Here is a 25,802-nt window from a genome sequence, read left to right as displayed (position 1 = left end):
TCAGGCGGCCTTCGGCATCGAGGCGCCGGCGGCGAGCGAGGTGACGGCCACGGCCCGGAAGGCGATGCCGTGCCGACGCTGCCCGTTGAACTCGCTCTCCCACGGCCGGGCGACGAGCCCCGTGATCGCCACGGGGGTCCCCATGGTCAGGTCGGCGGAGACACCGGACTCCGGGACGGTCACGCTCAGGATCTCCACCTCGCCGTTGGCCGCGAACATGACGTCCACGGTCGACAGCGCGGCCCCAGTCTCGGTGTCCATGGCGCGCTCGCCGGTACGGCGGTCCTTCACCTTGGGCTGCGGGGGCTGGGCCACCATCACGGTGGCGGCGGAGGTGTCGACGGGAATCTGACGCACGAAGATCACTCCTCTAGAAGTCTTGAACTCCTCCACTCATGTATATGAGTGACATGAAGAAGAGTGCATCACTCCTATACATGAGTCAACCCGCCTGGACGAAGAAGTCCAAGCGGGCTGGGAGGAGTTGACCGCGTGTCAGTCGGCGGCGGGGATCCGGTACTCGAAGACGAACTGGTCAGCGGCCATGAGGGTGTCGCAGACCTCGACCACCCGCCCGGTCTTGGTGACGGCGTTCCGCAGCAGGTGAACGACAGGAGCACCAGGACTCAACGCTAGCTCGGACGCTTCGGCCTTCGACGCCGGCCGAGCCTGGAGCGTCTCCACGAACTCCTCGAAGACGTGCCCGTCGTCCTCAAGTCGGGCGTAGATCCCGCCGGGCCCGGGATTCTCGGAGAACAGCTCGGGGATGTCCTTCACGACGTCCCACGGCAGGTACGACGAGGCGGTCTCGACAGGCGTCCCGTTCCGGAAGTACAGCCGCCGCCGGGCCAGGACCTGAGCCCCGGGCTCGACCCCCAACCGCTGGGCGATCTCCTCGGAAGCCTCCATGGGCCCGATGAACAGCACGCTCACCTTGGCCGTGGCCCCGGACTGGGCCGACTCAGCCAGATAAGCAGCCTTCCCACCCCGCCGATGAGACGCCCGGAACCGATCCGACGACCGCAGCCGCACAGGCGGCCGGTCCTTCACGATCGACCCCTTCCCGTGCCGCGTCTCCACGAGCCCACTGGCCCGCACCTCGACCATGGCCTTCCGGATGGTCCCGCCGGCGACGCCATACCGCTCGACGAGCTCGGACTCGCTCGGCACCAGATCACCAGGCTTGAGAACACCGGCCCGGATCTGCTCCACGATCTCCTCGGCGATCTGGACGTACCGGGGTACCGCCCTGCCACCCCCTGCAGTCGTACCCATAGTCCTCTTCACTCTCCTATGCTCCTGTACATGAGTAACAGCGCCCAGAAGACGACGTCAACGCCACTGCACTCCGTGTCCGTCGCGGGCGCAGTCGTACGCGAAGACGGCCGCCTCCTGGCGATCCGCCGAGCCGACAACGGCACCTGGGAACTCCCGGGCGGCGTCCTCGAACTCACGGAGTCCCCCGAAGCCGGCGTGACCCGCGAAGTCTGGGAGGAGACGGGCATCCGGGTAGAGGTAGAAGAGCTGACCGGCGTCTACAAGAACACCACCCGAGGCGTCGTCGCCCTGGTCTTCCGCTGCAAGCCCGCCGGCGGCGAGGAACGAACCTCCGCCGAGTCGACCGCGGTCGAATGGCTCACCCCGGAAGAGATCACCGCCCGCATGACCGAGGTCTACGCGATCCGTCTCCTCGACGCCCTGGACGACAAGGGCCCCCACGTCCGCAGCCACGACGGCCGCCACCTGATCACCCAGCAGTGAGCACGCAGCCACCGCGGCGGATGCCCCGCGAAGAAGCGATCCTCCTGGTCGAGCGCCTGATGAACCCGGAGACACCCGAGGAGAAGTCCTCCGAGATCCTGACCGCGCTGCAACAGGGCCTGTCCTGCCCTCACATCAGCGACTACGTCTTCTGGAGCTCAGACCCCCACCCGGCCCCGGAAAAGGTCGTCGACCGAGCCATGGCCTACAGGCCGATCGCCCTCTGAGGCCAGCGCGGTAAGAGTTTCCCTACTTCATCAAGGCACCCGCCGCGCACGGCGCGGCGCGCGCGGCCCGTCGCCCGGGCCTGCGCTCCTGTCTCCGCCCCGCTCCAGCCCGGCCGCCGTCCGCACGCCTGACAGCTCGGGTTGATGGGCGACGAACCATGACGCGGCCGAGGCCGTACGCGAGTGCGGCTCAAGACGATGCCTCCGGCGGGGGCGCTCAGGCTCCGGGATGGGAGGGGACCGTACGCGTGTGCCGGCCGGTGGGATGTGGAGGTGGGGACTCCCATCCCGTCTGCCGTCGACCCAGGCAGAGCCGAGCAGACACGGCACCGGGCGTCCAGGTCGTTCGTACAGTGGCGCGCTCCACCTGGACGCCCGGCACCGCGCCTGCTCCACGGTGTGTGGGTCGACGGCAGACGGGATGGGAGTTGAGGGGCTGTGGCGAGCTGGGAGCGCGAGACGGCGTCACTGCATCGCGCCCGTCCGCAGCCAGCTAGCGACTGCCGCGGGGCCTTCTCCGCGTACTTTTCAGCCGCGTCCGACGCGTTCTAGGTCAACATCCTCTTGGGAGATTCGGGACTGGTGCTCCCCGTCCGGTACAAGCACTGCGGCACTCCAGCCATGATGCCGACGCTCGTAGGCGATCAGACTGTGCTCAGCCAGGATGACCTGGAAAGTCCACGTTGCCGACTCGAACAGTTCCAAAACATACCGTTGCGCTACGGCGTGTAGGTGGACGAACGGCTCGTCCAACACAAGGATTGTCGGCTCTACCCGTGCTTGCAGTTCCGCGAAGACAGCTAGTGCATAGAACCACACGGCTATCTTCCCAAGTTCCCTCCCCCCGAACGCTCCTTCCCGATAAGAAACCTTAATGTCGTCCCCGTAGAAGGCAACATTAGAGATTACTTCGGGCAGCAGAACTGGCATTTTTTCGATTACAGTCCGTGCGGTCCAGTGATCGACGCCGAGGAACTCCGATATCCCTGTGATCGATGATGGTTTTAAACGGAAAGAGTATCTTCCGTAGACCTCGGCGCCGAACGATAGAACCCTATACGGGCGAGGAGGTAGCGCCACCCTCTGGTCGTCGACCCGGTATTCTAGCCGCTGACCCCGAACATCCACTAGAGCCTTCCGGAGTTCCGGATCGAACCAAGTAATGGAGCACGAAAGATCCGCCGGATTCTGCATCAGTAGATGTGGTGAACTGAGAGATCGAAGAAGATGCAAAAGCTTTGTCTTGCCTGAATTATTCATTCCGAAGAGGAGGTTCAGCTTTGAAAGCCGGAGCAGGCCAGGCCGTAAGATGTAGTGGTTGACAACCTCAAGGTTTTGGACCCAGCCAAATGGTTGAGATTGTCCACCCTGCTCCAGGCGGGTTCGGTGTTCGTGCAGATCTTTCCAGCTCCGGAGTAGCGATGCAGAAAACGCATCTCCCGCACTAGCATCAACCAAACGGCCGCAGTTCGCGCATAGCCAAATTCCATTCGAGATATGAGATCGCTCTGCCGCGGTTAGGCCGCCGGCCCCTCTGGGCCCTCGTTCCGCAGCGGCAAAGATGTGAGCAGCTGTGCCCGTGTCCGCGATATCTTCCGCTCCAGTACCTGGCCCGACCGTGAGCGCACGGCATCTCGGGTTTGAACAGCGAAAGGCCGCACGCTGAGCTAGGATTCGTCGCGTCCTGCTGCTGAAGTCAGCCTGCCCGCGACCGCTGCCGCCTCCCACCGTCGGCATCGAAAATTCCCCCTCGCCTGCGGCCCCCTGCCGCTACGCAACTGCATTAACGCTGATCGATAGGAATCCTGAAATCCCCTTGTCGAACCTTCGGGGAAAACGGATTCAGTAGGTACGATGCCTCCTGAAGGCGGCTACGTGCCGCCGGGCGCGGGATGCATAATCGGCTAAGAAGGTTGCCCCCCTTTGCCCTGCGCACATCCCTCCACTCGGCACTGTCGAGGAGCCTTTCCTCTCCCGACCGGCTTGTGGGACTCCCACACCTCGTCCATATCGAGGATTCTCATAGAATCCCTCATTAGCTTGAGTGCGTTATCCGAGAACCGCGGATGCTTTTGTGAGCCCATCTCGAACACGTAGAAGCATTTTGCATCCTCATCGATCGCCAGATGCTGACGCAAGGCAAGGGATTTCGGAGGGGAAATTCCCAGCTTTTTGGCCAGATCTGTGGGTGACCAATGAAATTTCTTCTGAAGGTCAATTTCGCGAATTGCTGCAGCGTCCGAGTCGCCACCCGCGAACTTTACTGGCGGCCCCTTTTTGTCGAAGCGGACAGTCAGGGTCGGGCCCTCACCGGAGAATTCTGTGGCAATTTTCTCAAGAGCTGGAAAAACTGCATCCCTAGGCTTTCCTTGAGAGATTCCTTTCTCGACTCGGTCCACGTCTTTCTCGCTGACAAGGCTCTCTTCGGAAGTGTGCCCTTCGATTGCCAGAAGCGTTCGAATCCTTGCTCGGACCTCGTTTCTTGCCCGTCGCCCTGGTTGCAAGAGTTCCTGGATCTGAGTGAACTCTTGGTCAATAAGGATATCGAGCCCCACTGGGGGTTCGGTAGAGATGGGAAGGACGCGGAGCGGGAGACTATCCGCGAGCCGCTCCCCAAAAACGCGGTTTAGGAGGTCATCGAAAAGCGTGACGCCAGCGCGAGCGTGAACGAACAAGATTGGTTCGCTCACGGAGTTGAACCAATGTTGCTCATCGTCTCGGAGCGCATCGATGGCGCGCAATGTTCCCGCTTCTGCGTCCGTCACCTTAATGTTCGGTTCCTGGCGAGATAGTTGCAGACACCTTTCAAACCCAATCGACCGCCCAAGGCTCTTATCGAAGACCGGCACATCATTGTGAACTAGTGCCGCCTTCAGGAGCATCTCGAAGGAATGCTGGAGGCTTAGCAAGACGGCTGAGATGCGACCGTCGTCGTCAATGGCGTTGAAGGCGACCGTCATCCTCCTAAGCGAGGCAAGAGCCTTCCGCCTCAGCACACGTGTTGACTGCTTCACGCTGGCCTCCGATCACGCGGCGCTGATCGAATAGAAGCATGGAGGCGGGCTTGAGTCCACCGGTATGCACACTTTCGTACAACCATCGCGTAGGGAAGCCAGAGGAAGGCCCCGAAGACGAGAGGTCGGCTACCCCACCTTCCTCCGACCTGCGAAAACGCCTTGATTGCTGGGTCTCTGGAGCCGTGCGTCAGAGAAGCCCCCAGCGGGGATGCTGGGGGCTTCGCGGCCGTACATGCTGATCTGTGTGCCTCATGGCGCTTCGAGGAGGAACGGGCTTGTTGGTGCCAGCGAGAATCCACCTATGGGAGTCGCCGGCCGCGGCTTTCTGCAACGCGTAGCACCTGGCCCAAGGCTTCCGCGAGCTCTGCGGACGCCGCCCGGAGATCCACCGGGTCGGGCTCCGGGAAGCTGAGCAACTCTACGGCGTGGTCCAGTACCTCGACTGCCTGATCGAGACAGGTCGTTTCGAGGGTGTCGGCCAGACGAGACAGGCGGCTGCTGTCGTCGTCTGTGCTCAGAAAGCACGGCTTGCCGTCGGGGCCGGACCACGGGAGGAGCCGCAGTTCGTCGCGGGACGTCATCTGTCCGCCTCCCCTTCCTTGAGTGTCGGGCGGGTGGTGAAGACCGCGTCTGCGGCATCGCTGGGGAGGGCCAAGACCGCGGCTTCGATCACGCGGCCAGCGGAGTTGAGGGCGATGCGCGTGATGGTGAGGACCGTCCGCGTGGGGTTGATGCGGAGGGCGGTTGCCTCTTCCGGGGTGGGGAGGCGGGCGGTGACCGTCTCCTGGGTTTCCGTACGGTCCGTGCCGCGACCGCCGGGCCAGGAGGACGAGGCGAGTTGTGCGGTCGGTGCGAGGTCGCGAGGGATGTAGATGCGGGCCACGCTTCGCGGGGTCTCGCCCTCGTAGGTCGTGCAGTGGAACTCGGTCAAGGGAGTGTTGGACGGGACCTTCAAGAGGGTTCTGATGTGGCCGCGGGCCCGGATGTTGGTAGTGCGGATGGTGGTCTGGAAGTCGGGGGTGAACGGTATGCCGGCGCCGCCTGTGTAGGTGATGCGGCGGAGCGGAGCTCGGACGAAGTTGCCCTTGCCGTGGGTCTTCTCGATAAGTCCTTCGGCCTGGAGGAGGGCGAGGGCCTGGCGGATGGTAGGGGTGCTGACCTTGTAGTGGGTGGCCAGCTTGGGTTCCGAGGGGAGGCGGGCTCCGGGCTTGAGGTGACCGGTGGCGATCTGGGCGCGGAGGTCTTCGGCGATGGTGTCGCGCAGGGTCGGCACAGTCGTGGTCACCACCTTCTCTGGACTCGGAGGGCGACCAGGCGCGTGCGGGGGTGCATGGTCAGTTGCTCGCCCGTTTCGAAGAGGAGGCGCTTCGCACCGAGGGGGAGTTGGCGGAGGTCCGCCACTCGGCAGGGCTGGCCGCCAATCTGGATGACGTCGCCTCGCTGAACGTTGATCGAGCTGATCTCGATGGGGGCTACCACGGCGCCGGTCGGGGTCCAGGACTTCATTCCGTTTCCTCCGGGTGGTACGGGGTGGTCGCCAGCGTGTGGCAGGGGCAGGCGCATGCCTCGTAGATCACCGGGATGTCGACCGGGGCCGTTGCCGGGGAGGAGTGGGCACACTCGTGATGGGTGCCGATCTGGCACCGGGACGAGCGGTACGGGGTGGGCTTCGTGTGGGGCATCAGGCCGTCTCCGCCTGGGTGAGGTGGGGGCGCTCGGTGGTGGGGGCGAACCTACTGAGGCCGGGCGTGCTGGCGCCGTGGCCGATGGTCCGTCCCCGTGGGGTGGTGCGGCGTAAGGGCTTGTACGGACGGGCGGTTCGGGCAGCCGGCCGCGGTCTGGTCGAGTGGAGTGCGCGGCGGATACGGTTGCGCATGCTGATCAGCTCCCATCGCTGATGGCCGGGTCCCCGGACGTCGCGTGTCGCGGGGACCGCTTGTTCACGGCGGCCCAGAGGGTTCGGCCGCCCAGGCTGGTGGCGAGGAGACCGAAGCGGTCTGCCTGTGCCAGCACTTCCAGGACCTCCCGCCATGTCTCTGCGGGAAGGGTTTCCGGTACCTCCGCTTCGATCGACGTGTCTCTGGCGCGGGCCAGTACGCGTGTGGTGAGTCCGAGGGCGGACAACCGGGCGGCGAGGGCCTCCGCGCTTACTTCGGGAGCAGGCACAGGGCAGCCTCCGTTACCGGTGATCACTTTAAGTGAAGCTAGTTAACTAGATTAGAGCTAGTGGACTAGATTTTCCATATGCCTGAGCAGCCGCCATACCTCCGTATCGCCGACGAACTGCGGCGGCGGATCGCGGAGCACGAGTGGAGTCCTGGTGACCGGCTGCCCTCTCGGGCCCAGATCGGCCAGGAGTGCGGGGTGGGCGAGAACGTTGTTCGCCGTGCCCAGGAGCTGTTGATCTCCCAGGGTGTGCTGGAGGGGCGGGCTGGGTCCGGGACCTATGTGGCTGAGCCTCGGCAGCGGGTGCGGATGGTGCGGTCTGCGGCGCGCGAGCAGCCGGACGGGTCGCCGTTCCGGGCGGACATGAAGGCCGTCGGGCGGAACGGTGGCTGGGAGAGCCGGACCGATGCGAAGGTGCCCGCGCCGGCCGAGATCGCTGCACGGCTCGGGATCGGTGAGGGCGAGCTGTGCGTCCGGACCATGTACGAGTTCCTCGCCGACGGGCGGCCTGTGCAGCTGTCGACGAGCTGGGAACCGTACGACCTCACGGGTGGGACCCTTGTCGTTCTACCCGAGGGCGGGCCGCATGCCGGGGCCGGCGTCGTGAACCGGATGGCCGAGATCGGTGTCACCGTCAGCCATGCCGTCGAGCAGCCCGAGCCGCGGCAGGCCACCACCGAGGAGGCATCATTGCTGGGGATCCAGAAGGCCGCGCTCGTCACCCACATCCGGCGGACCTACTACAGCAACGAGGGTCGCCCCGTTGAGACCGCAGACATCATCGTGCCAGCCGCCCACTGCAAGATCGTCTACGAGATCCCCATTAACCGGGGCGGGTGAGACCGAGGCCAGATTCGGAGTTGAAGGCCCGGCGCGCAGAAGCTCATTGGAACGTGTCGCCATCACTGAACCTCTGTCGGATCATTCAAAAATCGGCGAGTCGAGGCAGAATTTATCTAGCGATTTACTCGGTTAACTCGGAGAGTCGAATCTGTGCCAGGGTTTCCCGCATCGTGATCCGATACATCGATTAGTAGGCGAAAAAGCCAGACCAGACGGAAGGATCTTACGGCGCCGAACGCAACCAAGTACTCCGCAATCCATCCTCCAAGTCCGATCTTGTCCTTGGTGTCTGACATCATGACAGCCAAGCACCCGAAGGAAACAAAAAGCATAGAAGTCAATAGCCCGACCCAGTTGCGGCGAAGGTGAACGCCGTAGGTCTGGCGAAGGATTGTCATCCTTTGGCCAGAACTGGTTGCGTATTGACTAATGGCGGCTGTGCCGAAACCGCCAACGATTGCCGCCACCGAAGCAACGGTCGCGTAGATACTCATGCGTTGATCCGCGTTATGGTCCGCAAAGATATGATGTCCTTGCGTTATCCCAAGCGTCCCGACAAATAGGCCGGCCAGCACAAAGTCGCCGATCGGGTGATGGCTCCACTGGTTGTAGATGTAGCCCTGTACTCGTCGCACCGCGCCCATGGCGCACCCCCTTCAGGCTCGGTTGGAGCCTAGGGCATGGCACTGACAGCGGCTCTCAGCTCAAGGTCATGCTCAGCGGCCGCTTGCATCACAGCCTGTACAGCCGCCTCAAACCAAGGCCCTGCTCCGCTTCCACGGGGCAGTGTCACCTGCTTGGAGGCTGTGATGTGGTCATTTACAAAATTGATCTTGTCTTCGACGATGCTGCCATCGGATGCCGACAGCATCACGTCAGCGATCGCCCGGTCGATCACGCCATGAGGGCCCACAAGGCTTCCAAAATCTGACAGAAACTCTTGAACGCTTGAATGCAGGCGCCGTTCTCCTCTCGCCCTTGCGGCACTTCGTGAAAGCCCCCGGCCTTTCGGAACCTTGATCGTCAGAGTGATCAGGGCGTCCGGATTCTGCTTATGGGCGTGACGCGCGAAATCCCCAAGACCCTCGACGGTAGTAGGGAACATCGATGTTGAAGCAGGGCGCAATCTCATTTCGAAGAGATTGACTGATTCTGCCTGCTTGAGCTTATCCCAGGCATTTTTTCCGATGAGGGGGATGATTGCTAGGTCTTCTTCGATTCCAGAATTCATCGCATTAAGCCATCGCTGCAGCGCTGTCGGTCTTGGGGCAGAGGAGCTTCCCTGGATTACGCCGATTACGTTCCCGTAAGGGAGAAAGCAAACGATAGTTGTGTCGACGACGCTGCGATTGCCGTCCAGTCGAAGGGAATCGATCTTTTGAGCCTCGTAGTCGATTTGCTGCAGATCTCCATCACGTAGGCGGGCCAGAACCAAGTGGCGCCCGTGTGAAGAATTGATCGGCTCTCCTACGTAAACATCGTCCTCGTGATTCATGTGACGTTCATGAACCGACAGTGCACCAAGGTTGTCCAGGACAAAAGACCAGTCAATGTGGTCGAACCGAAGGTTGCCTGCGTCCTTCGCGCGAACGACCTCATAGAAGGCGACTGTCTTCTTCCGCTGTCCACTCAACTCAGCCCCCCGGCATGCGTTGGTCATGTGCACCTGTCAGATGCTGGCAAGAGGATCAGTATGGCAACCGTAGGTGATGGGCCGTCAACCGGATCGCAAGATTCGACGTCCAGAGCGCGCAGCCGCCCAGCAGCCGCTTGGAGTTAGGTAGGAGCGGTCAGCAGAAGGTTCTCGCCATGACTGCCACCTGGAAGTGCAGTTGGAGTCGCGGCCCATACGCGGATGAGGCGGTGTCGAGCGGTGCATGCAACGGCTCTGACCTGAGGAAACGGTTTGATCTAGGTGGTCTTCGGAACCGGGTTAGGGAAGCCGAGGCATTCATTCCAAAGGGCAGTCTGCTGGCCAAAAAGCCTCAGGACCTCCACGATGGCCGTCATGGACCGGTTGCAGGGCAGTGCTTGGCAGTACGTGGCGGAGGTGCTCCGCCCTGAGGATCTTCCGATGATCGCTGCGCACGCGCTAGTTGACGGGCACGACTCTCCTGCTCTGCGCGAGCTGGCCGGCCTGCCTCGCCGGAGCGATGCGACCGAGGTCCGCGAGCTGTACGTCCAGGCGCTGAGCGAGCTCGACGTGCCGCTTCCTGACGAGGAGACGGCCGGCCGACGCCTCCTCGTGAGCCTCGCGCTCAGTCTCGTGCGTGGCGTGCTGAGTCCCAAGGAAGTGGGCGACGGCCTGTCGATGACCGTCACGGCACGCACCCAGGAGGAGACGCAGTTCCTCTCTGTTGCAGCGAAGTACAGCGAATGGATGGAACCGGACGATCTCCCGGCATGGGAACGCGAGCTACAAGCGGCAGCCCAGTCGTTGGCGGCTTCTACCGATCTTGGTGCTGGCATCCGCGTACCAGCTTCGCGGCACGACTGACCCCCTGGCCTCGGCGTGCTCGTGCCAGATCCGTGCCAGATCTAGCGGTCAACCACGGACACCCGGAGCCCGTCGCGGGGCACATGCCCGTTGAGAGACTCGTCGCCTGGCACGCGCGATGACCAGCGAGGACGTATTCACGCGCGGCGCCAGGCTTACAAAGCAGATGTCGGCGGTTCGAAACCGTCCGCGCCCACCAGCAGAAAGGCCCCCAGTCGATCTTGGCTGGGGGCCTTTAGCGTCTTCATCTGACGCTACAGGGTGTGATCAGGGGCGATGGCGGAGGGAGTCTTCGATACGGGAGAGTGGCTCCGGGAGGCGGCGGCGGAGGGGTCCGGGGCGGGGCGCGAAGGCGGGGACGGCTTCTGGGCGCTGGTTCGTGTGGGACACGGCTTGGTGCTCGATGACTGTTGCCGTGCGCGCCGTCTGACGTACGGCAGCCGTCCGGTTGGTCAGGAGGTCTCGCCCTGGGTGGCGTGGGCGGTCGTGTCCCTGCCGCAGAGCGCTCGGTGGTAGCGAAGGTGCGCTTCGTCGAGTGGGTGGGCGGGGTGCTTGTGGAGCGGGCCTATGGGGGTGTCGTTCGCGGTCGAGCGAACGGTTCCTTCGGTGTCGATGTAGATCGCCAGGGTGTCGAACTGAACGTGGTGATTCGGGCAGAGAACGAGCAGGTTGGCTTGTTCGTCCGGGCCGTTGTGGGGGCGGCCGAGGCCACGGATGTGGGCGGCCTCGCTGTAGGTGCCGAAGCGGGTCTGCAGCTGGAGGGCGCACACCTGACAGCGGTCACCGTGCAGCTTCTTCACCTTGGCCGTCAGGGCGGTGTCGCGGATGACGCGGGAGGAAGTGACTGTGCGGCGTGCGGCAGGAACCGTTTCCCCCGCGTACACCTCTCCGGGGTCCTCGATGCCGCCGGCGCTTTCGTAGCCGGCCAGGCCCAGCCTCCCCAGCAGGGCGTGTTGATCTATGTCTGCCAGGTAGGTCTCCCGCAGGACAGCCACCGCCTGAGACCGGACGAAGGGGTCTCCCAGCAGCCGCGCGACCTGCTCGGTCACCCCTCCTTCGGGGTTGAGCCTGTCGAACGCGGCGGCGTGGGCCACGGCGTCCAGCTCGGGTGGGAGGCCCTGGACATCCCACAGTTGGCTCGTCTGCAGGTGCACGAACGGGTACTCGGGGGTGACGGAGGATTCGGGAAGGCCGAACTCTGCCAGCAGGCTGCCCACTTCCTCGCGGAACTCTCGCCAAGGTGCGAGGTGAGGCCTGCCCGTGGCCACTCGGGAGATGCCCCACAGCAGGGCCAACGGCTTGTGCCTGCTCCGCCGACCGTTCTTCTTGTGGACCCGGAGGTTCCTCAATCTGTCCATGAGGACGCTCACCAGGAGCTCGGCGGACGATTCGGTCGGTGTGCGGGAGGCCGAACCGGAGGCGCCCGGTGCGCGGGGTGCGGGAAGCGGCGGCGGGAGTTCCCGGCCACTCTCGGGCGACTGCCGGACCGATTCCCTGTCCCTGGGAAGGCGAACGGCCCGACGCCGAACCTCGGGCATCGCGGCATGCCCCCGCTCCACCCACCGGCGCCAGGAACGGGGAGCGAGCTTGAGCGCGTCCGCGGTCGAGAGCTCAGGGTTGCCCCGAGCCTCGATCCAAGCCCAGTCGACCCGATCGTCCTCTGCGCTCAGATCCAGGACGGACAGTTCGTATCGATAGTTCGGGAAGGCGGTTCCCTTCGCCTGCTGCTCGATCTGCTCGGCGTGGTCGATCACCGCCACGCCGCAGAACTCGACGTATCCCTTGGGGGTCTTGTTGCGCGAGACCGCGGCGAACACCAGCAGTGGTACGGCCAGTGCACGCTGCTCCGCAGTGCGCCCCTGGTGTTCCCCCAACGCCTCCAGCAGTACCGCATTGCCTTGTGTGGTGCCCACCGGCACCGTGTGGTCGACCCGATGGTCGCCGAAATAGAGGATTCGGCCGTTGTCCAGGTCGAACACATCGTGCCAGGGCGTTTCAGCCGTTCCGGCCTTCCACGGGCTTGAACGGATCAGGATGCACGGACGGCGCAGCCCTCCAGGCGCCTTGATCTTGGCCATCGGGTTGATGCCCTTGCTGAGCTGGATCTGAGCGAGCCTCTCCGAGGCTGTGACGTGGTGGATGTTCGGGTGACCGTCGATGAACGCCACCTCGGGATCTCTGTTTCGAGCAGATCGAAACACGTCCCCGACACGCAACAGGCTTCCCACCGGTCCTCCCCTCATGGCACTGCTCATGGCACTGCCCTTACCCCGTCTCCTCGATCTTGCCAGGTCCGCGAGGCCACGGGCCCTGCAGCTCGAGTGGTGCTCGCCTCAGAGTCGTAGGTGCGGCCAACCGTCTCTGTTGGAGTAGCTCTCGAAGCAGTGGCGCGTCGTGCGGTCCCACTCCTTGCCGGTGGCCAGCTCGTACGCCTCGTCCGGGATGTACAGGAGCCATTCGCCGTCGTACTCGGTGGAGGTGTACGGAGCGAACTTGTCCGTGTCAGAGAAGACGCTTTCCCACGCGGCCCGGCCGGCGGCGACGACCGCGCATCGGGCGTACAGGAACACGTCGGACGACTGCGGGAAGGGGCTGCCGTCCCGGAGCGTCATGTCGATCACCGGCAGGGTGCCGAACTTCTCCGGGTCCAGACGGTAGAGCGCCTCGGCGTGCCGTTCCGCGAAGCCGACGATGTCGGAGATGGGGCGGCGGCTCAGCTCCTCAGCGAGGCGATGGCAGTTCTCTTCAGTGGCTTCGCCGTTCAGGGTGGCTATCAGTGCCCAGAAGTCGGCCCATGTCATTCTCACGGGCGCAGGATGCCAGGGAGGTCTGACATGCCTGGGGGGCGACTACTGCCAAGTGCCCGATTGTGCACGCGCGGTGCAGATGTCCCCCAGAGGCCGTGCTGAGGGCGACGGACTCGGCGGCTGGAGGCGTTCGAGGCGGAGTTGCGGGGTCTCGTGATCCTTCCGACGGGGAGGTCTTCCGGGCCGTCGAAAGGGTCGTTCTCGCGCTCAACGCTGTCGACCGGGATCCGGTCCACACGGGAGCCGGCTTCTGCATCGCGGGACGCGAGCAGCTTGGCGAGTACGTTGACCTCACCCTGGGCGAGTACGGCGGGGACGTCGCTGCTCTGCTGGCGCGGAAGGGCATCGTCCGAGCCGGGATCACCGACGCCTGGCGCGACTGGTGACCGCGCTGAGGCGGGGGATCCTGACCTCCAGATCTGACATCGACGGGACCGGACATGGGCGGTGCCAGGCGGCCGGTGGCGGTGGAGTGGTGTCAGGTCGGGGCCGGGTCGACCTGTCCGCCGGCCCTTCCTGATCTGCTCGTCGACGAGGGCGGCGATGGTGAGGGCACGCCCATTCACCAGGTGCTGAGAGAAACCACGAGGGCCGGCCGGTGGAGATGGCGGACATTCTCGTCCCTGCCTTCCTGCGCGAGATCATCTACGGGATCCCCATCGATTCGGTGACGGGGTTGCGATCCACTCGGGAGGGGCGCGAATGGTGGGTGATCTTCAGTTCAGCTGGGAGCTGGGCGGTGCGGGGTGGGCCACGTGTCGGATTGCCGACGGCAATGCGGAACATCGGGCTCATGTCGGCTACTGCACGGACGCCCTCGCCGACTTGTTGTATGCCGTGACGGGGCTGTACGGAGGCACGACCGATCAGCGTGCCTCGTTCGACCTCGAACCCGTGGAGATGAGGTGGCTGCTCCGGCGCCAGGGAGCGGATGTGTCCATCACCGTCTTCGAGTTCCCGGACGGGGCGACGAGTTGGGGCTCGCCCGACGAGACGGGCGGCACTCTTGCCTGGAGCTCGACCCAGCCCCGTAGCGTGCTGGGCCACAAGGTGATGGAAGCGGCCGTGACAGTACTGCGGAAGCATGGTGAGGACGGGTACCTGGAGAAGTGGATGCGACATGCCTTCCCCGTCGCCGCTCTGCAGGACCTTCAGCGGCTGCACCGGCGAGATGACCACTGCCCGCACGAGCGGTGCCGGAACGACTTTGAGAGCTGACATCCCGCGCGAGGTTCAGCGGCACAACCCCATGATGATGTCGTCGAAGTCGGGGAACACTCCTGTGTGACTTCCGCGATGATCGCCGGAGCCGATGCCCGCCGGTCGGGAGCGTGCCGCTCCGCGATGGCGGTCCTCGCTCACCCGGGCAGCCCAGTCTGGCTCGGGTTCGTAGAAGGCGGCCGCCTCCCATGGGCCGCAGCCGTCGGCGAGCGGCCACAGGAAAGCGCCCGGGGCGCGGGTGATGACGCCGGTCTCTGTATGGCTGCAGATGCTGCGTCGGGGGTGGGTGTCCCCGGTCGCGGTCGCGGTTGTGGTTGTGGTTGTGGTCGGGGTGGTCGCATCAGCCGCATCATGGGGCCATGACTTTCGGAAGTGGCCCGGTTCCGGGTGAGAGCACGCGTGTGACGGGAGCCGCTGAGGGCGGGGCACTTGCCTTCTCCTGGGAGGCCGATGCCCGGATCGAGGTGCGGGACCTCGGCGGTGAGGTGGTCATCGAGGGGAACGCGGCGGGGCTCAGGACACTCGCCGGGCACCTCCTGACACTGGCCGGAGAGGACGTTCCGAGCGGGTCCCATCTGCACTTGGAGGACGGCAACGGGCTGGAGGGCGGGTCCGTCGGCCTCGTGCTGGAGCGCGACGACGGCGAGTGAGACGAAGGAACGGTTCGACGCGGGTGGCGGTGTCGTGGTGCGGCGGGGCGCCGAATTGACGGGGGTGTGGGAGGTCGGTGTACTCGCGGGATGATTGATGTGGGGGACGCTCCCGAAGCGGGGGCCGTCGGTGGGGACATGACGGCGGAGAAGTACATCGGGACGCGGGTGGCGGAGTATCAGGAGTGGTACGACGTCAAGGCCGCGCGGATGAAGGCGATGCACCTGCGGATGCGGACGGTGTCCGTCGTGGGTGGGGCGCTGGTGCCGGTGTTCGTGAATCTGGAGGCCGGATTCGCGCGGGTGACCGCGACCGTGCTGAGTGTGGTCGTGGTGGCCGCGGTGTCGTTGGAGAGCGTCTACCGGTACCGGGAGCAGTGGAAGAACTACCGGTCCACCGAGCAGTTCCTCGGGCACGAGCTGGTCTACTTCGAGGCACGGGTCGGGCCGTATCGGGAGCTGTCGAAGCGGGAGGCGTTCGCGCTGTTCGTGGCGAGGGTGGAGAAGGCCATCGCCAATGAGAACGCCGCCACCCTGAACGTGATGACGCTGGGCGGGCAGGTCGGCGGGGAGGCGGAGGGGAGGGCCCCCGCCGCGGTGCCCGTCGCTCGGGAGGGGTAGGCGTCGGGGGGATGGGGGGTGGGGGCCTCGGGTGCCGGGTCCCCGGTGTCGGGTGCCCGTTATCGGGTGTCGGCGGGTGTCGGGGGTTTCGGGAGGTGGGCCTCGGGCGCTGCTGTCGGGCGTTGCGTGTGGGGGCTCGGGAGTGGGGCTTCTGACCTCCGGCGTGTTGGCTCGCGCCTCGCGTCTCGGGTCTCGCGCCTGGGTCTCAGGCGTCGAAGTCGTATTCCAGGATGTAGGACGAGGCGTCCAGGGTCATTTCGTTGAGTTCGACCGGGCGGCCCGGTTCCGTGAACGCCGTGCGGCCGATGAGGACGACCGGGGTGCCCGGGGGGAGGGTCAGGCGGGTGGTCTCCTCGGCCGTCGGCATGCGGCAGCGGATCTCCTCGCGGAAGCGGACCGGGCGGTGGCCCAGCTCGGCCAGGCGGGCGTACGTGCCGCCCGGGCCCGTGTCGGGACGGGTCACCGCCGTGTCGCGGACCAGCTCGGCGGAGAGGTACGAGACCGAGAGCAGCACCGGCTTCCCGTCGAGGACGAAGCGGCGGCTGCGGACGCACACAGGGGCCTCCGCCGGCAGGCCGAGCGCCGCGGCGACCCGCGGTCCCGCCTCCTCCTCCGACACCGTGATCCGGTCCACGACCAGGTCCCGGTTCTCCACCTCCGCCGCCCACACCGAACGCCCGCCCACCCAGCCGTCCGACGCGAGGCGCGGGATGCCCCTGCGGCGCAGCGGGCGGAAGGCGCGGACGAAGACGCCGGCGCCCTTGCGGGCCTCCGTCAGGCCCTCGCCGCGGAGGACCGCGAGGGCCTGACGGGCGGTCATCCGGGCCACCTCGTACGTGGACATGAGGTCGTTCTCGCCGGGGAGCCGGTCGCCCGGGGCGAAGGCGCCGGACTGGATCGCTGTTCTCAACTCATCCGCGATGCGCTGGTACTTGGGGCGACGAGTACTGTCCTGGTCGGTCACGAGTGGACCACTCCCTTCGTCTGCGGGACACCCTAAGGGCGCCCCGCGGCCAGGGTGCACACGCGTGCGCCGTCCGCCCTCGTGATCCATCCATCGGGGGACATCTCTAGAGATACGTTGACAGGGCGGGGTCTCCGCGTTTCCCTTGGTGTCCCCATCGAGCGATCGGGACCGGGACGGAGGGGTGGCGTGCATCCTGTGCCCGAGGTCGGCGACCTCGTCCGCGACACCGCCACGGGGCGGGTCGGCTTCTTCGTGCGGAGCGCTTCCGGGCGTTTCCTCATCCGCGCCGTCCACGGCGGACCCGACGCCGAGTGGGAGGCCGAGCCCCGCGACGTCCAGCTCGCCACGCCCCTCCGCGAGCTCCGCGCCCGCGCCGCCGAGCTGAACGCGCGCAGCCGACGGGGGCTGAACTGACCCCATGACGGTGGGGAGTGCACTGCCCCCCCCGGTGGGGAGTGCGCTGCCCCCCGGCGGGGAGGGAGCGGGCCCCCTGGCGGGGAGGGCGCTGAGCCCTCGCGAGGTGGGGGAGGGCCGACGGCGGCCGCCCCTGGACCCTGCCGGGCAGTGGCCCGGCTCTGCCCGGTGGTGACAGGGGCCTACGCGGCCGTGCGGATGGCCGGATTCTGTCGGTCGGGGGCTTCTCGGTGCCCCGCGAGCCGTTCCGGCTCCCCGGCCGCTGTCGGCGGGGCGGGCCACACTGGAGGCATGTGCCGCAGCATCAAGACGCTCCGTCCGCCCGTCCTGCCCCACGAGGCCACCCAGGACGACATCCGCGCCGCCGCGCTCCAGTACGTCCGCAAGGTCTCCGGCTTCCGCGCGCCCGCCGCGCACAACCGGGAGGTCTTCGACCGGGCCGTCGACGAGATCGCCGACGCCACCGCCCGGCTCCTCGCCACCCTGGAGGTGAGAGGAGCGCGCCACGACGCCGTCAGGACGCCGGAGCCGGAGCCGCGCCCGGGCGCCGTATGAGATAACCGGCCAGTCCGCCTGCGAGCAGCAGCGCCAGGGTCGACACCCCCGCGCTGAACCACGTCGCGCCCAGCCACTGGCCGCCCAGGTAGCCGAGGCCCACGCTGTACGACGCCCAGATCACCGCCGCCAGGGCCGACCAGGGCAGGAACTCCTCGGGGCGCCGCCGTGCCGCGCCCGCGCCGAAGGAGACGACCGAGCGGCCGGCCGGGGCGAAGCGGGCGAGGACCACGATCAGCCCGCCGCCCCGCGCCAGGGCGGTGCCGAGACGTTCCCGCGCCACGCTCAGGCGGCGCGAGCGGGCTATCGCCCGGTCCATGCGGGGGCCGCCGCGCAGGGCGAGCCGGTACGCGAGGAAGTCGCCGAGCGCCGAAGCCGCCGCCGCGGTCAGCAGCAGCGGCAGCAGCGAGGGGACGTCCGCCGGCGCGGTCGCGGAGCCGAGGGCGGCGGAGGCGGCGGTGGCGGCGGAGATCACGAGGAAGCCGCTCGGCAGCACGGGAAGGAAGACGTCGAGCAGGATCGACGTCGCCACCACCGGATAGATCCATGGGCCCGCGGTCAGTGACCTCAGCGAGCCCATGCTGTCGAGCAGATTCACAGGGCCAGAGCCTACGCGCCGCCGCCCGGACCCCCGCCGGGTGGGTACCGGCGGGAGCCCGGGCGGGACGGGCGCCCCGGTGAGGTGGGAGCCCATGCGGGACGCCAGCCCGGGCGGGATGCCAGCCCGGGCGGGATGCCAGCCCGGGCGGGATGCCAGCCCGGGCGGGATGCCAGCCCGGGTGGAGCGGTTGAGCGGTGGAGCTGTGGGACGGTGGAGCTGTGGGGCGGCGGAGCCATCGCTCGTGGGGGCGAGTGGCCGCTTTCAGCGTGCCGCCTCGTGCGCGGAGGCAGGGAGCCGGCCTCCGGCATGAGCCCGACGAGCCGCCTCCGACGTGGACCGGCGAGCCGCCAGCGACGTGGACTGGCAAGCCGCCTCCGACGTAGACCGGCGAGCCGCGCCCCCCCTCTGGGGACAGGGAGCCGCCTCCGGCATGAGCCCGGCGAGCCGCCTCAGCCGTGGGGCGGATGGGCCGGTAGTCCTGCGGGCCAGGTGGAGCGGTGGGGCTCCGTGGGAGAGGGGTGCCGCCGCGGAAGGGGCCGGGCGGCGGTCCTCAGGCCGCGACCGGCGTGCTCTGCTTGTCCGTGCCCCGGCCGGGCTCCCCGGCGCTGGAGCCGTTCGCGCCCTTGCCGCCGAAGAGGCCGTCCAGTGCGAGGGCGCCCGGGCCGGTGAAGATCAGCAGGGCGAAGGCCCAGCAGAAGAGCGCGGCGGTCTCGCCGTGGTTCTGGAGCGGGAAGAGGGCCTCGGGCTGGTGGGCCCAGAAGTACGCGTACGCCATCGAGCCCGAGGAGACGAGGGCCGCGCCGCGCGTGCCGAGGCCGACGAGGACCAGGCCGCCGCCGACGAGCTGGATGACCGCCGCGTACCAGCCGGGCCACGTGCCGGCGGGGATGGTGCCGCCGCCCACCGCGCCGCCGAGGACGCCGAAGAGCGAGGCGGCGCCGTGGCAGGCGAAGAGGAGACCGATGACGATGCGGAAGAGACCGAGCGCGTAGGGCTGCGCCCGGTCGAGGCGGTGCGTGAGGGTGCTCATGGCGGGGGAACTCCTTCGGCCTGGCCCACCCCGGGAGGGGCGGACGTGGGGGACGGAAACCGAACGGCCGCCAGGTTAGGCATCCCTCAGTAGTACTTGCAAGTTCAAATATATTTCGCCGAGGGGCCGTGGGGGCGCGCCTGCGGTCAGGGTTCCGCAGGTCTGGACCACAGGCGCGCCGAATTCACGCCGTTTTCGCGCCGGCGCTTCCGTTCCGGCCCACGGTGTGTCAGGAGGGGTGTGATCAGCAGGCGTTGAGGACCGACTGGAGGGCGCTCTTCTCCGCCGAGTCGACGCTGAGGTTGTAGTGGTACTTCACGTGGACCCAGGCGCGGGCGTAGGTGCAGCGGTACGCGGTGCGCGGCGGCAGCCACTCGGCCGGGTCGAGGTCGCTCTTGGCCTGGTTGACGTTGTCGGTGACGGCTATGAGCTGCGGCCGGGTGAGGTCGTTGGCGAAGCCCTGGCGCTGGGCGGTGGTCCACGAGTTGGCGCCCGAGCGCCAGGCCTCGGCGAGCGCGACGACGTGGTCGATGTCGAGGTCGGAGGCGACCGTCCAGGTGGCGCCGTCGTACTCCGAGTACCAGCTGCCGCTGATCGAGGCGCAGGAGGAGTCGGTGACGACGTTCGAGCCGTCGCGCTTGAGGACGGTCTCGCGGGTGTTGCAGGCGCCGGACTGGGTGATCCAGTGCGGGAAGAGGTCGCGGCTGTAGCCGGTGAGGGAACCTTCCGCCTTGACCGTGAGGGAGGCCAGGTAGGCGCGGGCGGTGGTGGCGCTGACCGGGGTCGGCATCGCGGCCTGAGCGGAGGGCGCGGTGGTGACGAGGCCGGTGAGGACGAGGGCGGCGGAGGAGGCGAGTACGGCGGCTCGACGCGCGTAGACCTTGCCGATGGGCATGGGGGACTCCCTTGATTCGGTGGGACCTCGGCGGGTGGCCGGTCCCGTGCGGTACCGGGCGACGGCCCGGTCATCGTGTCGGCGCGAGGTTTCGCCGGGGGGTGCGCCAGGTAACAGAGTGGCGACATGGACACGTCACATCAAGGGGTGTGGCACTTCCTGACGGAGTGACAGATTCCGCCGGTGGGCGAGGCGGAGGGGATTCGTCCACGAAAACGCCACCGCGCGCGGCCGGATCGTCCGGCCGCGCGCGGTGGCGTGCGAGGTGAGTGCGGTGGCGCGTGCGTGACGCGTGACGCGTGACGTTGCGAATCACGCGTTATGCGTTACGCGTGACGCATTGCGGCGGTGTGAGTGCTGCGCGGGACGTGGCACGTGACGCGCGGTGAGGCGACGGTGTGCCGTCGCGCGGACCGCCGGCGCGCGGTGGGCGCGTGGCGCGCCGCCCTGCCTGTCGCCCGAGACGCGAGTCGCCTGTGCCGGCGTCTCGCGTCTGCCGCTGCCGCTGTTCGAGGGTGGTCTCCGCGAGGTGGGCGGGCCGCGGTCTCGGGAGGGCGGGGGATTACTCCGGTACGACTCCGAGGGTCATCGTCCCGTCCCCGTTCGCGTCCAGTCGCAGGCGGGTCAGATCCGGCACGTACAGGTCCGGCGCGTAGGCCGCCGCGCGGGGGCCCACGCCCACCACGCGCATCCCGGCCGCCTTCGCCGCCCGGATGCCGGCCTCGGAGTCCTCGAAGGCCACGCACTCCGCCGCCGCCGTGCCCAGCTCGGCGGCGCCCTTGAGGAAGCCCTCCGGGTCCGGCTTGCTCGCGCCGACCAGCTCGGCGGTCACCCGGGTCGCCGGCATCCGCAGGCCCGCCGCGCCCATCCGGGCCTGGGCGAGGGCCTCGTCCGCCGAGGTCACCAGGGCGTGCGGGAAGTCCGTGATCGCGTCCATGAAGGCGGGGGCGCCGGCCACCGGCACGACGCCGTCGACGTCGGCGGTCTCCTCGGCGAGCATCACGGCGTTGTCCGCGTGGTTCTCGGCCATCGGCCGGTCGGGGAGGAGGAGCGCCATCGTGGCGTAGCCCTGGCGCCCGTGCACCACCTTCATCACCTCGTCGGCGTCGAGCCCCTGCCGGTCCGCCCAGCGGCGCCAGCAGCGTTCCACGACGGCGTCCGAGTTGACCAGGGTGCCGTCCATGTCGAGCAGGAGGGCGCGGGCGGTGAGCGGTGCCGGGGTGGCGGCCATGGGGTCTCCAGAGGGGTGGTGCGGAGAACGAAGTGGTCCCGCCCGCCGGTCAGGGAGTACGGGCGGGGCCACTTTGTTTCTTCACGATACAAAACCGTGGACCCTCTTGGCCACTCGGCCCCGTTCCGCCCCCTGACGACTGTCGACCCCTGGTCGTCGTACCGCTCCCTCAGTCGTAGTACTGCTCCGTGGCCCGCTCCAGTTCGCGGCGGGTGTGGGGTCCGTAGACGCCCTCCGGGTCCTTCAGCCGCCAGAACCGGTGCTGGTACTCCACGAGCGCCTCGCGCAGGCCCTCGTCGAAGATCCCGTCGGGCTCCTCCAGGTACACCCACAGGAGCCGCAGCCGCGTCTGCAGCTCCGCCACCTCCGGGCCCGTGTCGCCGAGCCGCAGCGTCGCCCCCTCGGGCGCGTCCGTGGCGGTGGCGGTGGGGCTCGGCGACGCCGTCGTCGGGGCGGCGGAGGTCGCGGGGGCCGTCGTCGGCACCGCGGAGGGCGCCATCGCGCCACCCGACGCGGACGGCGAGCCGGTCGGCGCCGGAGCGGTCGTCCGCGAGGCGGAGGCGGACGGGGACGCCGAGGCCGTCGGGGACGACGAACTCGGCGAGGGGGTCCGCGAGGGGGTCCGGCTCGGCGTGGGGCTCTCCGAGGACGGGGACGGTTCCTCCGACACGGCGAGGTTCAGGGACGCGCTCGTGGTCACCTCGGGGACGATCGCCCGGTCCACGGGCTCCTCGCCGCCGAACACCCCCGCGGCCAGCGCGGCCGTGCCGACCACGGCCGCCGCCGCGACGCCCGCGACCAGAACGCCGCCCCGCCCCCGGCGCGACCGCTCCTGTCGCGCCCCGGCCGCCCCTGGACCGCCGGGCGCCCCGGCGGTCCAGGAGTCGCTGGCGCCCCCGTCCCCGCCGAGCAGCAATGGCATGGTCTCGTCGGCCCGGCCTCCGGAGCCGTACGGGGGAGCGGGAGAGAAGCCGTCGTCGTACGCCCCGTACCCCTCGTGGCCGCCGCCCGGTCCCACCCGTACCGCCGTGAGTCGCGCCGTCGGCGGGTCGCCCGCGTCGTCGGGCGCGTCCAGCGTCACGTACGGCCTGATCCGGAGCGGGTCGAAGTCCTCCGTCGCCGCCGCCTCCGCCGTACGGGCGCAGGCGCAGCCCGGTCTCCGACCACCGCAATCAGGACATGCCTGTCCGGTCATGATGTATCCCCTCCCCAACGCAACTGGCAGTGATTATGCAGGCGGCCCCCCGCGCCCGGGTGAACACGTGTGCCCCTCCGCAGGCCATATCCAGACATTCGACTCAGGATGGAGAACACACCCGACGCACGGACACGCACGCAGACGCGTCGCGGCGCACGCACACGCGTCGCGACGCGCGGGGAGACGGAGACGCCCATGGCCCAGGAGATGCCCGCGGACCAGGAGACGAGCCCGCCCGGCGAGGCGCAGAGCCACCGCACCGTCCTCGTCGCCATCGGCGCGCTGCTGCTCGGCATGCTGCTCGCCGCGCTCGACCAGACGATCGTCTCCACGGCCCTGCCCACGATCGTCAGCGAGCTCGGCGGCATGGAGCACCTCTCCTGGGTGGTCACCGCCTACATGCTGGCCTCCACGGCCGCGACCCCCCTCTGGGGCAAGCTCGGCGACCAGTACGGGCGGAAGAAGCTCTTCCAGGGCGCGATCGTCCTCTTCCTCATCGGCTCCGCGCTGTGCGGCATCGCCCAGAACATGCCGCAGCTCATCGCCTTCCGCGCGGTCCAGGGCCTCGGCGGCGGCGGGCTCATGGTGCTGTCGATGGCGATCGTCGGCGACCTCGTGTCCCCCCGGGAACGCGGCAAGTACCAGGGCCTCTTCGGCGCCGTCTTCGGCGCCACCAGCGTCCTCGGCCCGCTCCTCGGCGGGCTCTTCACCGAGCACCTCTCCTGGCGCTGGGTCTTCTACATCAACCTCCCCATCGGCGTCGTCGCCCTCTTCGTCATCGCCGCCGTCCTCCACATCCCGGTCCGCTCCACCCGCCACACCATCGACTACCTCGGCACCTTCCTCATCGCCTCCGTCGCCACCTGCCTCGTCCTCGTCGCCTCCCTCGGCGGCACCACCTGGGACTGGGGCTCGCCGCAGATCATCGGGCTCGCGCTGCTCGGCGCCGTCCTGCTCGTCTGGTTCGTGCGCGTCGAGCGGCGCGCCGCCGAGCCCGTCCTGCCGCTGGGGCTCTTCCGGATCCGGACCTTCACCCTGGTCTCGATCATCAGCTTCGTCGTCGGCTTCGCGATGTTCGGCGCGATGACCTACCTGCCGACCTTCCTCCAGATCGTGCAGGGCGTCAGCCCCACCATGTCCGGCGTCCACATGCTGCCGATGGTCGCCGGCATGCTGCTGACCTCCACCGCGTCCGGGCAGATCGTGTCGCGGACCGGCCGCTGGAAGGTCTTCCCGGTCGCCGGCACCGCCGTCACCGCGCTCGGCCTGCTCCTCCTCCACCGGCTGACCGAGACCAGCTCCACCTGGCAGATGAGCGTCTACTTCTTCGTCTTCGGCGCCGGACTCGGCCTCGTCATGCAGGTCCTCGTCCTCGTCGTGCAGAACGCCGTCGGGTACGAGGACCTGGGCGTCGCCACGTCCGGGGCGACCTTCTTCCGCTCCATCGGCGCGTCCTTCGGCGTCGCCGTCTTCGGCACCGTCTTCACCAGCCGGCTCACCCACAAGCTGGAGGACGTCTTCGCCCGGGCCGCGCAGGCCGGCACGGAGCTGCCGCCCGGCCTCGGACCCGACGGGGTCGCCGCCGACCCGCGCGCCATCGGCCGGCTCCCCGAGACACTGCGGCCCGAGGTCCTCCACGCGTACGCCACCTCCATCACGGACGTCTTCCTGTACGCCGCCCCCGTCGTCCTGGTCGCCTTCGTCGTTGCCTGCCTCCTCAAGGAGGACCCGCTGCGCGCCTCCGTGACCGCGCCCGACACCAGCCAGACCCTCGCCTCCAACCCGGTCGAGCGCTCCTCCTACGAGGAGGCCGCCCGCGCGCTCTCCGTCCTCGGCTCCCGCGAGGGCCGCAAGGAGGTCTACGAGAGGATCACCGCCCGCGCCGGGCTCGACCTGCGGCCCGCCTCCAGCTGGCTGCTGCTGCGCATCCGCCGGCACGGCGCCGTCGAACCGGCCCGGCTCGCCCAGACCGTGCCGGTGCCGCTCCGGGTCGTCTCCGAGGCCGCCCGCGAGGTCGAGGAGCGGCGGCTCGCCCGTCGCGAGGGGCTCCGCCTCGTCCTCACCGAGGACGGCGCCGCCACCGCCGCCCGCCTCGCCCGGGCCCGCGAGGAGGCACTCGCCGAACTCCTCGGCGACTGGTGGGGACCCGACCGCCCGACGGACCTGGTGCACCTGGTCGAGGAGCTCAACGCGGAGCTCTGCGGCTCCGACGCGGAACACCCTCGCGCGCCGCGACCGCCCAGGGACCACCGCGCCTGACGGCGGCTCAACCGGCTCGGTACCCTGTCCAGCCGAAGATCGACTTCGAGTCACAGGGGGACGGACAGAATGAGCAGTCACGAGCCGGGACAGAACTGGCCGCCACAGCCGGGACACGCCCCGGGACAGCACCCGGCCGGACCCGCGTACGGCATCGGCCACCCGGCTCCGCCGACCCGCACGCCGTCGCACCGCGGCGCCTGGATCGGCGCGGCCGCCACGCTGGCGGCGGCCGTGATCGGCGTCGTCGGCACGTATCTGGTGAGCGGCAACGGCAAGGGAACCGGCCCGGTGGCCGCGCCCGCCCCGGCGCCGACCACCGCGAGCCCGGCGGCGGACGACGCGCCGACACCGGACGCCACCCCCGGCGCGGACACCACGCCGACCACGGACGCCGCCCCCGCCGCCGGCCCCGGCCAGGAGACGGCCTCGGCGGCCCCGACCGGGCCCGCGCCCGGCACCGTCCACTGGCAGGGCACCCTCGTCATCACGTACGTGGAGGACAAGGACCTCGACGCGGCACCGCCCGTCATGTCCGAGATCAACAGCGACAACGACTTCGCCGTCTACCCGTTCGGCGACCACATGCTGCGCCCCGACAACGGCGCCAAGGCCCTCGTGTGGAAGGGCGCGAAGGCGCCGACCTACGCGGACTGCGCGGGCGTCGTCGGCACGCAGGCCACCTCGAACGACATCCGCATCAAGACCGGCCTCACCGTCTGCGGCCGCACCGGCGAGGGCCGGCTCGTCCGGATGACCGTCAAGGAGACGGCCGGCCTGGCCGGCGACACGAACGCCACCTTCGACGTCGTCGTCTGGGCGGGCGAACCGGCCTGACCGGT

The 25,802-nt window shown here is 68.2% G+C and carries 29 protein-coding genes and 1 pseudogene; 12 read left to right on the top strand and 18 right to left on the bottom strand.

The genetic code is table 11. The annotated features are described in order from the left end of the window. Positions 1-357 carry a hypothetical protein gene (locus ACFZCF_RS02680; RefSeq protein WP_391284141.1) on the bottom strand — a complete coding sequence of 119 codons (357 nt, stop codon included), beginning with the start codon at positions 355-357 and terminating at the stop codon, positions 1-3. A gap of 138 nt (positions 358-495) precedes the next feature. Further along, a complete protein-coding gene (locus tag ACFZCF_RS02675; protein ID WP_391284765.1) occupies positions 496-1,275 on the bottom strand; it encodes a UTRA domain-containing protein in 780 nt (259 codons plus the stop codon). An 18-nt stretch (positions 1,276-1,293) separates the two neighbouring features. Here ACFZCF_RS02675 and ACFZCF_RS02670 point away from each other — a divergent pair, with 18 nt between their 5' ends. Then, positions 1,294-1,761: an NUDIX domain-containing protein gene (locus tag ACFZCF_RS02670; protein ID WP_360606504.1), complete on the top strand. Its 468-nt coding sequence runs from the start codon at positions 1,294-1,296 to the stop codon at positions 1,759-1,761. Further along, positions 1,758-1,988, top strand: a complete 231-nt coding sequence (locus ACFZCF_RS02665) for an e9imm peptide (RefSeq protein WP_391284139.1) — start codon at positions 1,758-1,760, stop codon at positions 1,986-1,988. The genes ACFZCF_RS02670 and ACFZCF_RS02665 overlap by 4 nt, the downstream gene beginning before the upstream one ends. A 528-nt stretch (positions 1,989-2,516) precedes the next feature. On the opposite strand, the gene ACFZCF_RS02660 is transcribed toward ACFZCF_RS02665, so the two are convergent. The 6 genes and pseudogenes from ACFZCF_RS02660 to ACFZCF_RS02635 form a co-directional block, all read right to left on the bottom strand. Continuing rightward, positions 2,517-3,182 carry a hypothetical protein gene (locus ACFZCF_RS02660; RefSeq protein ID WP_391284137.1) on the bottom strand — a complete coding sequence of 222 codons (666 nt, stop codon included), beginning with the start codon at positions 3,180-3,182 and terminating at the stop codon, positions 2,517-2,519. Positions 3,183-3,892: 710 nt separating this feature from the next. Next, the gene (locus tag ACFZCF_RS02655) at positions 3,893-5,002 is read right to left on the bottom strand and encodes a hypothetical protein (RefSeq protein ID WP_391284136.1); all 1,110 of its coding nucleotides are present in this window, start codon (positions 5,000-5,002) and stop codon (positions 3,893-3,895) included. Between the two features lie 302 nt (positions 5,003-5,304). Beyond that, positions 5,305-5,586, bottom strand: coding sequence for a hypothetical protein (locus tag ACFZCF_RS02650; RefSeq protein ID WP_391284134.1), 282 nt, complete (start codon positions 5,584-5,586; stop codon positions 5,305-5,307). Beyond that, entirely contained in the window at positions 5,583-6,278 is a 696-nt protein-coding gene (locus ACFZCF_RS02645; protein WP_391284132.1) for a GntR family transcriptional regulator, read from the bottom strand. The genes ACFZCF_RS02650 and ACFZCF_RS02645 overlap by 4 nt, the downstream gene beginning before the upstream one ends. A 229-nt stretch (positions 6,279-6,507) precedes the next feature. Beyond that, positions 6,508-6,687, bottom strand: coding sequence for a hypothetical protein (locus tag ACFZCF_RS02640; protein WP_391284130.1), 180 nt, complete (start codon positions 6,685-6,687; stop codon positions 6,508-6,510). A gap of 209 nt (positions 6,688-6,896) precedes the next feature. Beyond that, positions 6,897-7,171, bottom strand: a pseudogene (locus ACFZCF_RS02635) (hypothetical protein); the annotation flags it as partial. A 78-nt stretch (positions 7,172-7,249) separates the two neighbouring features. On the opposite strand from ACFZCF_RS02635, the gene ACFZCF_RS02630 reads away from it, so the two are divergent. After that, on the top strand, positions 7,250-8,011 hold the full coding sequence (locus tag ACFZCF_RS02630) for a UTRA domain-containing protein (RefSeq protein ID WP_391284128.1): 762 nt from the start codon (positions 7,250-7,252) through the stop codon (positions 8,009-8,011). Positions 8,012-8,127: 116 nt separating this feature from the next. Here the strand turns inward: ACFZCF_RS02630 and ACFZCF_RS02625 are convergent, their stop codons facing one another. Then, positions 8,128-8,658 carry a hypothetical protein gene (locus ACFZCF_RS02625; RefSeq protein ID WP_391284126.1) on the bottom strand — a complete coding sequence of 177 codons (531 nt, stop codon included), beginning with the start codon at positions 8,656-8,658 and terminating at the stop codon, positions 8,128-8,130. Positions 8,659-8,687: 29 nt separating this feature from the next. Continuing rightward, positions 8,688-9,680: a hypothetical protein gene (locus tag ACFZCF_RS02620; protein WP_391284124.1), complete on the bottom strand. Its 993-nt coding sequence runs from the start codon at positions 9,678-9,680 to the stop codon at positions 8,688-8,690. Positions 9,681-10,022: 342 nt separating this feature from the next. On the opposite strand from ACFZCF_RS02620, the gene ACFZCF_RS02615 reads away from it, so the two are divergent. Beyond that, entirely contained in the window at positions 10,023-10,511 is a 489-nt protein-coding gene (locus ACFZCF_RS02615; RefSeq protein WP_391284122.1) for a hypothetical protein, read from the top strand. Between the two features lie 452 nt (positions 10,512-10,963). Here ACFZCF_RS02615 and ACFZCF_RS02610 read toward each other — a convergent pair whose 3' ends face one another. Further along, positions 10,964-12,679 (bottom strand): HNH endonuclease, encoded by a 1,716-nt coding sequence (locus tag ACFZCF_RS02610; RefSeq protein ID WP_391284120.1) that lies wholly within the window; start codon positions 12,677-12,679, stop codon positions 10,964-10,966. A gap of 165 nt (positions 12,680-12,844) precedes the next feature. Further along, positions 12,845-13,312, bottom strand: a complete 468-nt coding sequence (locus ACFZCF_RS02605; RefSeq protein ID WP_391284762.1) for a DUF4240 domain-containing protein — start codon at positions 13,310-13,312, stop codon at positions 12,845-12,847. 101 nt (positions 13,313-13,413) lie between these two features. Here ACFZCF_RS02605 and ACFZCF_RS02600 point away from each other — a divergent pair, with 101 nt between their 5' ends. The 4 genes from ACFZCF_RS02600 (at position 13,414) to ACFZCF_RS02585 (ending at position 15,810) form a co-directional block, all read left to right on the top strand. Next, entirely contained in the window at positions 13,414-13,704 is a 291-nt protein-coding gene (locus tag ACFZCF_RS02600; RefSeq protein ID WP_391284118.1) for a hypothetical protein, read from the top strand. Positions 13,705-14,020: 316 nt separating this feature from the next. Continuing rightward, on the top strand, positions 14,021-14,536 hold the full coding sequence (locus tag ACFZCF_RS02595; protein WP_391284116.1) for a hypothetical protein: 516 nt from the start codon (positions 14,021-14,023) through the stop codon (positions 14,534-14,536). 404 nt (positions 14,537-14,940) lie between these two features. Next, complete coding sequence (locus tag ACFZCF_RS02590) at positions 14,941-15,189, top strand: hypothetical protein (protein ID WP_391284114.1); 249 nt, start codon at positions 14,941-14,943, stop codon at positions 15,187-15,189. 138 nt (positions 15,190-15,327) lie between these two features. Then, positions 15,328-15,810 carry a DUF4231 domain-containing protein gene (locus tag ACFZCF_RS02585; protein WP_388440345.1) on the top strand — a complete coding sequence of 161 codons (483 nt, stop codon included), beginning with the start codon at positions 15,328-15,330 and terminating at the stop codon, positions 15,808-15,810. Positions 15,811-16,015: 205 nt separating this feature from the next. Here the strand turns inward: ACFZCF_RS02585 and ACFZCF_RS02580 are convergent, their stop codons facing one another. After that, on the bottom strand, positions 16,016-16,774 hold the full coding sequence (locus ACFZCF_RS02580) for a UTRA domain-containing protein (RefSeq protein ID WP_391284112.1): 759 nt from the start codon (positions 16,772-16,774) through the stop codon (positions 16,016-16,018). A gap of 189 nt (positions 16,775-16,963) precedes the next feature. On the opposite strand from ACFZCF_RS02580, the gene ACFZCF_RS02575 reads away from it, so the two are divergent. Together ACFZCF_RS02575 and ACFZCF_RS02570 are read left to right on the top strand one after the other, a co-directional pair. Then, the gene (locus tag ACFZCF_RS02575; protein WP_391284110.1) at positions 16,964-17,191 is read left to right on the top strand and encodes a hypothetical protein; all 228 of its coding nucleotides are present in this window, start codon (positions 16,964-16,966) and stop codon (positions 17,189-17,191) included. Positions 17,192-17,482: 291 nt separating this feature from the next. Continuing rightward, positions 17,483-17,746 (top strand): DUF2277 family protein, encoded by a 264-nt coding sequence (locus ACFZCF_RS02570; protein ID WP_391284108.1) that lies wholly within the window; start codon positions 17,483-17,485, stop codon positions 17,744-17,746. Here the strand turns inward: ACFZCF_RS02570 and ACFZCF_RS02565 are convergent. The 5 genes from ACFZCF_RS02565 to ACFZCF_RS02545 all read right to left on the bottom strand — a co-directional run bounded on the left by ACFZCF_RS02565 (position 17,706) and on the right by ACFZCF_RS02545 (position 22,698). After that, a complete protein-coding gene (locus ACFZCF_RS02565; RefSeq protein ID WP_391284760.1) occupies positions 17,706-18,326 on the bottom strand; it encodes a VTT domain-containing protein in 621 nt (206 codons plus the stop codon). The genes ACFZCF_RS02570 and ACFZCF_RS02565 overlap by 41 nt on opposite strands. 571 nt (positions 18,327-18,897) lie before the next feature. Beyond that, positions 18,898-19,377: a DoxX family protein gene (locus tag ACFZCF_RS02560; protein WP_388440335.1), complete on the bottom strand. Its 480-nt coding sequence runs from the start codon at positions 19,375-19,377 to the stop codon at positions 18,898-18,900. Between the two features lie 244 nt (positions 19,378-19,621). Beyond that, positions 19,622-20,266 carry an HNH endonuclease family protein gene (locus ACFZCF_RS02555; RefSeq protein ID WP_388441754.1) on the bottom strand — a complete coding sequence of 215 codons (645 nt, stop codon included), beginning with the start codon at positions 20,264-20,266 and terminating at the stop codon, positions 19,622-19,624. 568 nt (positions 20,267-20,834) lie between these two features. After that, positions 20,835-21,503: an HAD-IA family hydrolase gene (locus ACFZCF_RS02550; RefSeq protein ID WP_391284105.1), complete on the bottom strand. Its 669-nt coding sequence runs from the start codon at positions 21,501-21,503 to the stop codon at positions 20,835-20,837. Between the two features lie 169 nt (positions 21,504-21,672). Then, on the bottom strand, positions 21,673-22,698 hold the full coding sequence (locus tag ACFZCF_RS02545) for a peptidoglycan-binding protein (RefSeq protein ID WP_391284103.1): 1,026 nt from the start codon (positions 22,696-22,698) through the stop codon (positions 21,673-21,675). A 198-nt stretch (positions 22,699-22,896) separates the two neighbouring features. On the opposite strand from ACFZCF_RS02545, the gene ACFZCF_RS02540 reads away from it, so the two are divergent. Then, positions 22,897-24,960, top strand: a complete 2,064-nt coding sequence (locus tag ACFZCF_RS02540; protein WP_391284101.1) for a DHA2 family efflux MFS transporter permease subunit — start codon at positions 22,897-22,899, stop codon at positions 24,958-24,960. 69 nt (positions 24,961-25,029) lie between these two features. Then, positions 25,030-25,797, top strand: a complete 768-nt coding sequence (locus ACFZCF_RS02535; protein ID WP_391284099.1) for a hypothetical protein — start codon at positions 25,030-25,032, stop codon at positions 25,795-25,797. The last annotated feature ends 5 nt before the right edge of the window (positions 25,798-25,802 follow it).

It is taken from the genome of Streptomyces sp. NPDC007945 (genome assembly GCF_042958885.1).
GTDB lineage: Bacteria > Actinomycetota > Actinomycetes > Streptomycetales > Streptomycetaceae > Streptomyces.
The sequence above is the reverse complement of the archived record's forward strand: the minus strand, read 5'-3'. Positions and strand labels throughout refer to the sequence as shown.